Raw genomic sequence first — 288 nt, 5'->3', positions numbered from 1 at the left:
TTCGTCGTAAGTACAAAGCTGAGCAACCTCTTGCAGGGGTAAAGATCATGGGTTGTATTCATATGACAATCCAAACAGCTGTGTTAATTGAAACACTGGTTGACCTGGGCGCTGAAGTACGTTGGTCTTCTTGTAATATCTTCTCAACACAAGATCATGCTGCAGCTGCAATCGCTGCTGCGGGCATTCCAGTATTCGCATGGAAAGGCGAAACAGAAGAAGAGTTCTTGTGGTGTATTGAGCAAACAATTCTTTCAGAAATAGATGGCAACCAAGTTTGGGACGCAA

1 protein-coding gene is annotated in these 288 nt (G+C 44.1%); it reads left to right on the top strand.

What is annotated here, in order from left to right; all coding sequences use genetic code 11:
* The coding region (locus tag A3762_RS06220; protein WP_197469071.1) for an adenosylhomocysteinase at positions 1 to 288 on the top strand (288 nt) is incomplete at both ends.

The organism is Oleiphilus sp. HI0125 (assembly GCF_001635355.1).
Note: the sequence above shows the minus strand (reverse complement) of the source record. Positions and strands in the feature narration are given on the sequence as shown.